Consider the following 11453-nt stretch of genomic DNA (forward strand, 5'->3'; position numbering starts at 1 on the left):
TGGTTCCTTACCAGGCGGACCATGGACGGACGCGATAGGCCCTGCGGACCAAGGAAGGACGCTTGCCTCGCTCCACGTGCCGTCGCTGCTGGAGGTAGACCTTTGCGAGTTCACCGCCCACATCGGCGCGGTTCGGGAGGACTCCGAGCAACGGTGCCGAGCCGAGAGCGGTGCGGTTCCCGGCGAGCAGGTCACGTGCGGCTTCCAGCACCATCGACTTCAGTTCCAGATGCTCGGCTTCTGTAGCCAGGTCCGTCAGCCGCATCAGCCGTTCGGCGGCGGCACGCACCGCCTCGGCGTCGAGGCGCGGCTTGCCCAAGCGCAGCCGCAAGGCCTCGATACCGGCCGTGACGTATTCCTCGGGAGGGACCGACTCCAATACGGAGATCGAGGTGTCGATGCGCTCGGCGCCGCCCCTCAGCATCGTGCGAGCCAGTCCGACCGCGGCCCCGGTGTGCTGGTAGGTGCGCCACACCGTGCGGTAGTAGTGCTCGGCCACCTCGTAGTCGCCGCTCACCTCGGCGCAGACGGCCAGTGCGAGCTTCGGCGCCGGCTCGCCCGGTAGGCCGTCCCGGATCTGGGCGAAAGAGAGCCAGGCCTCACCCGTGCTGCCGGCCGCGAGTTCGATCAGTCCGCTGTACCAGGCCCGTCGCCAATCCCGTGACGCGATGTCCTTGATCTCCTTGAGCTCCAAACGTGCCCGGTCGGTGTCCCCGAGCACGACGCAGTCCAGGATCCGGCGGAACGCGACTACTGACGGATCGTTGTCATCGAAGCGGGGCAGAGGCAGCGCGAGCGCGGCGTCGTGCGCGTTCAGATCGCCGTGTACAACACTCCTGGACAACGCACGTTCCAACACGAACAGCGGCGACGGCGCGAGGTTCGGGCGCTTCTCCGCCGGCCCGGCGGCGAGTGCGGCCGTCTCATACAGCACGCCGGTCAGTTGCTGGGCCATCTGCGCGGCGTTGCTGAACCGGTCGCCGGGGTCTGGAGCGGTCGCTTTGAGAAGGAACCGATAGAGAGCCTCGTTGTGGAAGAACACAGCCTGGCACTCTGGACCCGGCAGGCCGGCTACATAAGCATCCTTATAATCGAACGGCGCAGTGAGAACAGCGAGGGCGCGGCCGACAGCGTAGAGATCGGCGGCGATGGACGGTCCGGTCTCGGCCACCTCGGGCGCGACGAAGCCCCTGGTGACCCAGGGCTGGTCCGACCGGGTGCCGATCCGGGTGACGCCGCCCATGTCCAGGAGCTTCACCCGGTCGCCGACCTGCATGACGTTCGCGGGATTGAAGTCGCCGTAAGCCAGGTTCCTGCTGTGCAGGTAGGCCAGTGCCGGCAGCGTGGCGAGCACGTACGCGATGGCGTGCGGCACGGGAAGCACCCCGCCCGCTTCCCGCGCCTTGTCAGCCAAGGTCACGCCGGGTAGGAATTCCAGAACGATGTAACTGTCGAGAACGCCCCGGTCGGCGTCCGGGAACTGGACGAAGTTGCGAATGTTCACGATGTCGTCGTGACGCACATCTATGAGGATGCGCTTCTCCTCGCGTAGCGCGTGCCGGTTGGCCGAGTCGCGCAGGCCTTTGATGGCCACCGGTTCGTCGTTGAGGTTCTTGTCGTGCGCCAAGTACACCCAGCCCTGGCCGCCGTACGCGATACACCCGCGCACCCGGTACTGATGGCCGACCTCGTCGTCCCTTTTCAGGGTCGGCCGGAAGGAGTAGGCGGTCTGGCACCGTGGGCAGTTGCCTGACACCGGTCCCGGTGCGCCGCGCGTGCCTCTCCCCACCTCGCCCCCGCAATGGGTACACGTCCGGTGCTGTTCGGCGACGACGGGGTTGGCCTGCACCTTGTCCTCGGGGTTGATGCGGGGCACCGGCGGGATCAGGACGTTGTCGAGCCCCAGGCCGAGGGGAGAACGGGCCAACGCGGTCGCCGAACCGCTCGGCAGGATCAGCCGTGGCCGCGGTTCGGCGCTGGTGTCCTGCCGGTCCCACACCGGGGCCTTTTCCGGCGGGGACGCGGAGATGAACGGAGAGCTCGGCAGAGGCGCGGACCGGGAGCAGGCGTCGCAGATCCCTTCATCATCGAGGACACCGTCCGAGCAATCCGAACGCGGGCACGGGTAGGCCCGCTGGGTGGAGAGTTCCGGACCCCGGAAGCAGGCTTCGCAGATTCCGTCCTGGTCGAGAAGGCCACCGTCACAATCGTTCCTGGCACAGGCGATCACAGCCGCTCCCATCGGGCCAGCGGGTCCAGCGTCGGCGCGCGAAAGCAGTGAGGGCAGATCCCGAGCTCGTCGAGCTCGCCGCCGAGGCTGTCGTCGCGCACACAGTCGTCACGGACACAGCGGCTGCTCACTCTGATGACCTCGGTCGCCAGATCGACGGCGTTGTCCACTTCCTTCGCCAGCGCGGCGAGTTCCCCGGTGACGTTCCACCAGTCCCGGTGCAGGCGAGCGGTGAGCGGATCGAGGCGCGCCCGGAACTCGGCGGCGACACCGGGTGAGGGCAGCACTCGGAGGTAGGGGACACGTTCGATGACGGTGGCCCGCATCTCGCGTGCGTACGACTCCTGGGCTTCAAGGACGTCGATGGCCGATTCGGCCGCCGCGGCACGAGCCTTGACATCGTCGCGAGCTGCTTTCGACGAGGGCAGGTCATAGTGAAACTCGACCACCTCGGCGTGCAGCGAGACAAGCGCGCGTCTGTTGAGTTTCAACGGGTCCGCCACCGCGTCCACGCGCATCTGATCGACACGGTCGCGCAGGACATCGGCGACGCCGGACAATGCCCCGCGGTTCGGGGCCGACACGACGAGACGCCACCGATCCTCGATGGAACGGGCAGCCTCCCTGATCGTCTCGACCTCCGTGACCAGACCTCGGACCGCACGCAGGTGCCGCTCCACGCGCGGGCACAGATCATTCAGTGCGTACCGGTGTTCGACGGAGACAGTGCCCGGGAGACGCCGGACCGGCGTGGAACGATCGGTGTCGTCGAGACTCACAATCTCCTCGTACAACGGTCTGGCCGCCTCATACGGATCCGGTTGCCGCCGTGTCACCATCGAGTCCACCTCCTCAAGCACAGCGCGCCATTTCCCCAGCAACGACCTAGCCGCTTCCATCTGTTCGCAGGCTCGCACCCACCGCACGGCAGTGCGTCCCACGGTCTGAGGCAGCGACAGATAGGTGTGGTCCTGCTTCAACCCGTCGAAGAGCACGGTCTGCCGGCCAAGCGACTCACGCTGTGCTTCGAGCTGTCGCCGGACCTCCTCCCAGTTCCACTCCCGCGTCATGGCAGGTAGTAGATGGGGGGCGGGGCTGGAACTTCGGATCCGAGCCAGGTTCGATATATCGCAGACCAGCACGTGGTATCGGCATTCGTCATCGCCTCGGGGCAGTAGCCGTTCCGGTCGGCCGACTCCAGCCGGGTGATGACGCCGTTGGTGAAGCCGACGAACTGGGAGTTGTCGGCAGAGCTGGGATCGGTTCGGGGAAACACAAACCCGAGCGGTTCATACGAGAACCTTTGACCCACCACCTTCAAATATGGATCCTCGACTGTGATGCCGTGAAGGAGGGTGTCATCCGTGGATATCGCCGATACCTGGCCCTGCTGCAGGAGCACGATGCAGTCGGACCAGTTCTCGGCGAGTACGATCCGGAACCCTCCGCCGGTCTCAAGCGCGCCGAGGTTCCCCTGTGACGTCGAACTCCCGATCGTGCAGACCTTCTTCCCGGTAAGCCCGGCGACGTGGGGAACGCCGTTGGCGTCGAGGGTGAGCGAGATCGCCGTGTCGCTGCGGGGAACCAGAAGCCGCTGGCCCGGGGCCAGATAGCTGACGGAGAAGTCCACCTGCGCCCACCGGCCACAGGTGATGGTGACGCTGTCCGCGACCATGTCCACGACACCCTGATACACGGCGCCCATACGGTAGGCGAGGGTCACCGGCATGTACTTGATGTTGTCGGCACCGTCCTTGCCGAAGATCGCCGCGGCGACCGCGTGCACCATGTCCACGTCGAAGCCCGAGTACTGTTCGCCGGCCGGCGGAGACAGGGACAGATTCCGGGCCGACATGTGGAACTGGTCTTGATCCACGCCGACGATGAGATATCCCCGATCTTGGATCGCGCGCATGGCGCTGCCTGTCGGCATGTCGCCGGGAGTCGGCATCGGCGACGGCGGCCGGAAACTCGCCCATGGATTACTCCCGGGACTGTTCGCGCACGGTGGCTGAGTGGTCCGAACCGGCTCGATGGTGTCGCCGGTCATCGGGAGGACGGCGGCGTCATTGGGCACCGGGACCGGGACCGGAGCGGGCCTGGCCTGCGGGGCGCTCACCGTCGTGCAGCCCGCGAGCATCAGGGTCGCGAGTAACGTCCCGAACCGCAGGAGACGCCGTCGAGGAACAGAAGACCCGGGTGTCATCGATCGTCCTCCCCACTTGAGAAGTGCTCGCGGACCACCTGCCGGAAACTTGCGACGATCAACAGCAGGGCGACGCCCACGGCGCCGAGCAGCACCGGGATGCTCGCGAGAAGACCCAGCAGATGTCTGTCTCCTCCCGTCTGCCGGGCGAAGCCGGCCCATTCCCGGTCGATGGCACCGGGCAGCACCTGCTGCATGGCGTCGAAGTCTTCAGTGACGGCTTTGCCGGCCTGGGCTTCTACGTCAGGACTCGTATAGCGCGGGAGCTCCTGGGAAAGGAAATCAGGGTCGTATCGAGGGTATTGGTCCATATGGGTCGACGGGTAGGCGGCGAGGTTCTGCAAGGTGGGAAGGGACATCTCATCGGCCGTCCAGCCGGCCGCCGACCTCTGCACCCCGGCAAGCTGCGCACGCAGTCCGTCGTCGGGCGCGCTCTGCACTGCCGTTTCCAGGTCCTGCGAGAAGGTGCCCGATCCCGTGAAGCTGTCCAGCACGTCCTGTTCGTACGCGCAGGTAGACGGGTACGTGTAGATGGTCGAGCGGTCGCCGGTCGCCGGCGATATCGTTCCGGTGCAGTCCTCGCCGAAGTCTGACAGCGTCAGCTGATCGTCGAATCCCATTCGTGTCACGTCACGCTGCACCGCCGTGAGGTCCGCGGCGGACTTGGCCGACGGACCCGCGTCGACGGCCCGATGGCGGCTGATCAACAGGGCGGTCACCGCCGCGCCCGCGACCAGGACGACCAGAAGGCCGGCGGTCAGCAGCCGCACGTTGAACACGCGATGGGTGCGCCATGCGAGAAACGCCTGCGCGACCACCAAGTAAGCCAAGGCCACGACGGCGACCACGACCAGCAGGCGGGGGTACCCCGCCGCGGCCTCGTTCTGGGCCAGGAGCCGGGCACGATCCTCCTGCGAGATGGCCTCCGCACGGTCAAGGGTGTTGTCCCGGAGGTAGCCGGATGCTTCCCGCAGGTAGGCCGCCCCTACTGGCATTGCCTGACGGTTCTCGGACACCGCCATCGCTTCCAGGCCGGTGTAGACGGCCAGCTCGCGCTGGATCAAGTCGGCGTCGCTCACCGCCGCCGTCGACACCCCGGGCCGATGCGTGATCGCGGTGAGGTCCTGGTCCACCGTGTACAGATCAAGAGAGGGATCACGAAGTTGCGGATCTTGGGCCGAGGAGTCGACGTGCGTTCGGAACAACGCCACCTCGTCTTGCTGAACCCGGAGCAGGTCTCTGGTGAGGTCGTCGTCCAGGCCCCCGGCGGCCAGCCGCTGCTCCGCCGCGGTCACATCGGCGAGCCGCGCGGCTTGGTCGTGGACCGTGACCGCCGCTGTCGCTCCCAGCCCGGCGGTCAAGACCACGGCCAGGGAACCGGTAAGGATCAATATCCAGGCGGGCCACCCTGCGCGGACCCGTGACGTCATGCTCCGCTTATGCCGTGTCCCACGCGGGATCGCGACGAAAACGCTCAACATCCCCCCAGGAGTCGAGAATTTGAGAGAATTCCCTGTGCATTGCCGATCATGAGTAGACGCGGCGCAGGTCGAAGCGTGCCGCGGATGCGATCCGCTTCGGATGGGGCGACAGCCTAGCAGGGTTCTGATTTCTTACGGAGATAACGGCATGATCTCCGGTGTGCTCGCCTCTATGAGGAAAGGCATGAATAATTTCAGTACTGGGCACGACGTTGCCCAGTACCGCCGCTGAACCCTGCCGACCGGTCTGGCCAGGCCGGGGCGAGCCGCGGTGACGCTTTTCTGCCATCCGTCGCCAGGAGTTGATGCCGTAGTCGAGCCCGATGGACTCGGTTGCCGAAGCGGCGCGGTGCATATAAAAAGAAGTCGGCATTCCGAGTCGAACGTGGGGACTGTGGTGGCGACTGCGGCATTCACCTGGACATCAGCGTGAGCACATCAACTGCCGACGACCGACGCGGGCCGCGGAGATACCTCATCGCCTCCGCGGTGTGCCGATATCCCAAATGGCCGGAGCTGGACCGACCGCAGCTGATGGACGCTCGTGAAAACATCGTGGAGCTGTTCACCGGAACGCTCGGATACCGATACCACGCCATGACCGAGCTGGATCCGAGCAGGCAGCAACTGCTTGACGGGCTGCGGGCGTTCTGCACTTCCCCGCTGCGCCGCGAGGACGATCTGTTGGCGGTGTACCTGTCCTGCCACGGCACGATTCTGGGCAACCGTCGCGAGCACGTGCTCTTCACCGCTGACACCGATCCCGCCGACGAGACCTACACCAGCCTGCGGACCGCGGATTTGGCGTCGGTCCTGCTGCGCGACACGAAATTGCGCCACGTCATGCTGCTGCTCGACGCCTGCTACTCCGGGCAGGGCGGAAACGAGCTGGCCGCGACCGCTCTGCGGGATCTGGGCGATACCTGGGACGCGACGACCGAGAGCGGCTCCAGCCTGGTGATCATCGTTTCCGCCCAGCCGCACGAACAGGCTGAGGCGGCGGCGTTCCCTCAGCTGTTGAGCGAGGCGGTCGGGAGTCTTCGCGTCACCGGGTACGGTCCGGTCTCCCTGCCGATCGGCGCGATCGTGCAGCACATGAACGACTCCCAGGCCCGGCCCAGGTACCAACACAGTGGGTTCACCATGACCGGGCTGCACGGTCGGCCGCCGGATTTCTTCCACAGCCCCCGTCATGATCCGGACCTGACCGACGTCACCGTGGCGGTCCAGCAGGCCACGACCGACGACGCGCGAGACCCGGCGCGCCAGGCACGATCCACCGCACAGTTGGTGGAACGCGCGATGGCTTATCACGGCGTGGACGTGAAACCGGGCTGGTGGTTCTGTGGACGCAAGGAAGCCTTGATCGAGTTGGCCGGATGGCTGAACGCTCCTTTGACGCGGGATCGCGACGAAGCCGACGCGACCTGCCGGGTGGTCGTCGGCGGCCCGGGTTCGGGCAAGAGCGCCGTGCTCGGCGTGGTCGCGGCGCTGGCCGATCCGGAGCGACGACGGTCTGTGCCCGTCGACGCCCTGGACTTGCCGCGAAGCTCGCTTCCCGAACTGGGTTCGATCGACTTGGTGCTGTCCGGATCGCAACTCACCGCCGCCGAAGCGCTGCGTGCGATCGCGGGCGCCGTCCGGATCAGCGGTGCCGGAGCCGGATCGGTCGGCGATCTGCTGGAGGCGCTGCCGCGTAACCGGAGACAGCGCCCTGTGACGATCCTGATCGACGCGCTCGACGAGGCCGCCGATCCCGACGAGTTGTGCGCCAGGGTTCTCAGGCCACTGATCAGGCATTCCGAGGGCCGGATCCGGCTTCTGCTGGGTACCCGCGCCGACCTGGTGCCCCGGCTCGGCGTCAGCGACGCCGCCTGGGTCGACCTCGACTCCCCGCGTTACGCCGACCCCGCCGCGATCACCGCGTATGCCGTCCGCAGCCTGATCGAAGCACACCCGTCGTCTCCGTACCGGCTGCATCCCGAGATCGCCTTGCCTGTCGCCGAAGCGGTCGCCGCCGCGGCGGACAAGTCGTTCCTGGTCGCGCGGATCGTCGCCGGCACCCTCGCCGCCGAGGGCGAGGTCGTGCCGGACCCAGCCGATCCGGCCTGGCGGGCGGGCCTGCCGGCTCATGCTCGGTCCGCGATGACCGAGGATCTGGCCACACGCCTGCACGAACGCGCCGACGTCGCGGTAGACCTGCTGCGTCCGTTGGCCTTCGCGCAGGGTAAGGGGCTGCCGTGGGAAGACCTGTGGGCACCGCTCGCCAGCGCGATCTCCGGACGGGAATACTCTGACGAGCACCTGTTCTGGCTGCGCCAGGCCGCAGGATCGTATGCCGTTGAGAGTGTCGACGATGGACGGTCGGTCTACCGCCTGTTCCACCGATCTCTGGCAGAGCTCCTGACAGACGGCATTGACGACACGATGGTGCATACCGCTTTAACACAAACGCTTTCGGAGAGGGTGCCCTACCGCAATGACGGCGGACGTGACTGGCGCCGGGCCCACCCCTACACCTTGCGTCACATAGCTTTCCACGCGAGGTGTGCGGGCTTGTTGGACGACATCGTCACCGACGCCGAGTTCCTGGTGCACGTCGCTCCTCGCGATCTGGCTCCGCACCTGGGCCATACTCGCAGCGATACTGCTCGCGCGGCCGGCGCCGTCTACAGGGCCGCGCTGGATTCACTCACTGACACCACGCACGGCGAGCGTCGCGCACTCCTCTCGCTGGAGGCCGCCCGAGCCGGGGCCCATGTCCTCCACCGCGAACTCATAGCTCGCATGCCAGTCGGCGACTGGGCACCTGTATGGGCCACCGGTGCCACAGCGGCTCGGGCCACGCTGGACGGCTCGCCTGAGGATATCTGGGCTGAGCACGTCGGAAGGGTGTGGTCAGTGGCGTTCACCGAGCTCGACGGGGTCCCTGTCGCTGTGACGGGCAGCGCCGACACCACGGTGCGGATCTGGGACCTGCGTACCGGACAGCTCGTCCGCGAACCACTGACGGAGCACACCGACGAGATATTCGCGCTGGCATGCGCCAATGTGGACGGGACTCCTCTCGCGATCACCGGCGGAGAAGGCACGGTGCGGATTTGGGACCTGCGCACCGGACAGCGAGTCAGCGAGGACTCGACCACGCACACCGGGATGGTGTGGTCGGTGGCATGCACCGAGATCGACGGACTTCCGGTCGCTGTCACCGGCGGCGCCGACGGTATGGTGCGGATCTGGAGTTTGCGTACGGGAAGACAACTCGGCGAACCATTGCCCGAACACGCCGACGAGGTGTACGCAGTGGCGTGTACGGAGGTCGACGGACTCCAGTGCGTGGTCACGGGCTCCAAGGACGGCGCTGTGCGGATCTGGGACTTGCGGACGAGAAAACCCGTCGGCGAACCGATGACCGAGCACACCGGCGCCGTATTCGCCGTGGCATGCACCACCATCGATGGAACGCCGTTGGCAGTTACCGGCGGCAAAGATGGCGCTGTGCGGGTCTGGGACTTACGGACGAGACAACTCGTCGGCGAACCGATGACCGAGCATACCGGCGCCGTATTCGCCGTGGCATGCACCAGCCTGAACGGGACCCCGTTGGCAATCACAGGGGCTAAGGACGGCACAGTACGGAGTTGGGACCTGCGAACTCGAACTGCTTTCAGCCCTCATCTCACGCTGACTGCTGCCGCTGCGATCGCTGTCAATACCGACGGCTACCTGGCCGTCGGGTTGGGTCACGACCTCGCGGTCTTTCAGCGCCGCATGCGGTCGAAGCCGACGGTGTGTTGACTGCGTGCCTTCGGTGGTAGGTGACTGCGTCATGCGCTGGATGGCGCACGGCATCAGCGTCTGCCGCTGCGACGGACATCGCTGGAAGTCTCGGCCGCCGCCGGCTGACACAACTCGGCGGCTTGCCGCCGCCGCAGCCGCCGCTTGCCGCCGCCGCTCGCCGCAGCCGCTCGCCACCGCCGCCGTTCGCCGCCGCCGCAGCCGCCGCTTGCCGCCGCCGCTCGCCACCGCCGCCGTTCGCCGCTGCCGTTCGCCGCCGCTGCCGCTTGCCGCCGCCGCTGCCGCTTGCCGCCGCCGCTGCTCGCCGCTGCCGCCGCTCGCCGCCACCGCCGCCGCTCGCCGCAGCTGTCACAGATAGCATGCCGCGGTGAGCCTTACCGCACGTCTGGGCCGAGCGGCCCGAGCAGCCGTCTCGGACATCACGCCGCTGCGGGAGTCGCCGGCGTACCGTCGGCTGTTCGCCGGGCAGGCGGTGTCGTCGATCGGGACGCAGGTGACGCAGGTCGCCGTGCCGGTCCAGGTGTACTCGATCACGCACTCGTCGTTGCAGGTCGGGTTGGTGAGCCTGGCGGCGCTGGTGCCGTTGGTGTTCTTCGGCCTGTACGGCGGGGCGATCGCGGACGCGGTCGAGCGGCGCAAGCTGCTGCTGGTCACCTCGGCGGCGACGACGGCGGTCAGCGTCGCGCTGCTGGCGCAGGCGGCCGCTGGGCTGCGGAGCGTGCCGCTGCTGTTCGTCTGTGTCGCGGTACAGGCGGGCTTCGCGGCCGTCGACAACCCGGCGCGGCGCTCGATCACGCCGCTGCTGGTCCGCCCCGAGAAGCTGCCCGCGGCCAACACGCTGTCCTACGGCAGCATGACCTTCTCGGTGATCGTGGGGCCGGTGCTGGCCGGGGTCGCGGTCGGGGCCGGCGGCTTCGCGTGGGCGTACGGGATCGACGTGGCGTCGTTCGTCGCGGCCTTCTACGCGGTCGCGCGCCTGCCCGCGCTGCCCGCCGCCGAGGACGCGCCCCGGGCCGGGCTCGCCTCGGTGCTCCAGGGCCTGCGCTTCGTGCGCGGGCAGCGGATCATCATGGCCTCGTTCCTGGCGGACGTGAACGCGATGATCTTCGGCATGCCCAAGGCCCTGTACCCGGCGCTGGCCTTCGGCCAGTACCACGGCGGCGCGGGCACGGCCAGCCTCATGTACGCCGCCCCGGCCGCCGGCGCGCTGCTGATGACCGGCCTCGGCGGGCTCATCACCCGGGTCCGGCGCCAAGGGCTCGGCGTGGTCCTGGCGATCGTGGTCTGGGGCGGCTCCATAGCAGTGTTCGGCGCCACCTCCGTGCTCTGGTTCGGCCTGCTGATGCTCGCGCTGGCCGGTGCCGCGGACCAGGTCAGCGCCGTGTACCGCTCGACGATGATGCAGGTGGTGACGCCCCCGGGCCTTCAGGGGCGCCTGCAGGGCGTCTACATGGTCGTGGTAACCGGCGGTCCACGCCTCGGCGACCTGGAATCCGGAGCGGTGGCAACGGCTTTCACGCCGCGGGTATCGGTGGTCTCCGGCGGCCTGGCGTGCCTGGCCGGCATCGGGCTGCTGGCCGCGCTGGTGCCGTCGCTGCTGCGCTACGACTCGGAGAAGGCGCTGGGGGAGCGGGCGCAGCTCATTGGGACGCCGGCGAGTTGAAGCCGGCGCGAACGTGTTGTCGGTTCCATAAACTCACCCCATGGCAAAAGGGGAAGCGCTCCGAGACCTCGATGT

General features: G+C 67.6%; 6 protein-coding genes. 2 read left to right on the plus strand and 4 right to left on the minus strand.

Annotated features, from left to right (window positions below; genetic code table 11):
- Window positions 1–7: 7 nt before the first annotated feature.
- The 4 genes from ABH935_RS07195 to ABH935_RS07210 form a co-directional block, all read right to left on the minus strand.
- Window positions 8–1999 (minus strand): tetratricopeptide repeat protein, encoded by a 1992-nt coding sequence (locus ABH935_RS07195; protein ID WP_370376993.1) that lies wholly within the window; start codon window positions 1997–1999, stop codon window positions 8–10.
- 227 nt (window positions 2000–2226) lie between these two features.
- On the minus strand, window positions 2227–3300 hold the full coding sequence (locus ABH935_RS07200; protein WP_370376994.1) for a hypothetical protein: 1074 nt from the start codon (window positions 3298–3300) through the stop codon (window positions 2227–2229).
- The gene (locus ABH935_RS07205) at window positions 3297–4163 is read right to left on the minus strand and encodes a transporter substrate-binding domain-containing protein (RefSeq protein WP_370376995.1); all 867 of its coding nucleotides are present in this window, start codon (window positions 4161–4163) and stop codon (window positions 3297–3299) included. The genes ABH935_RS07200 and ABH935_RS07205 overlap by 4 nt, the downstream gene beginning before the upstream one ends.
- Window positions 4164–4432: 269 nt before the next feature.
- Window positions 4433–5866, minus strand: coding sequence for a hypothetical protein (locus ABH935_RS07210; protein ID WP_370376996.1), 1434 nt, complete (start codon window positions 5864–5866; stop codon window positions 4433–4435).
- Between the two features lie 585 nt (window positions 5867–6451).
- Here ABH935_RS07210 and ABH935_RS07215 point away from each other — a divergent pair.
- Both ABH935_RS07215 and ABH935_RS07220 read left to right on the plus strand, forming a co-directional pair.
- Complete coding sequence (locus ABH935_RS07215) at window positions 6452–9715, plus strand: caspase family protein (protein WP_370376997.1); 3264 nt, start codon at window positions 6452–6454, stop codon at window positions 9713–9715.
- A gap of 367 nt (window positions 9716–10082) precedes the next feature.
- Window positions 10083–11378 (plus strand): MFS transporter, encoded by a 1296-nt coding sequence (locus ABH935_RS07220; RefSeq protein WP_370376998.1) that lies wholly within the window; start codon window positions 10083–10085, stop codon window positions 11376–11378.
- The last annotated feature ends 75 nt before the right edge of the window (window positions 11379–11453 follow it).

It is taken from the genome of Catenulispora sp. GAS73 (genome assembly GCF_041262085.1).
In the GTDB taxonomy this organism is placed as follows: domain Bacteria; phylum Actinomycetota; class Actinomycetes; order Streptomycetales; family Catenulisporaceae; genus Catenulispora.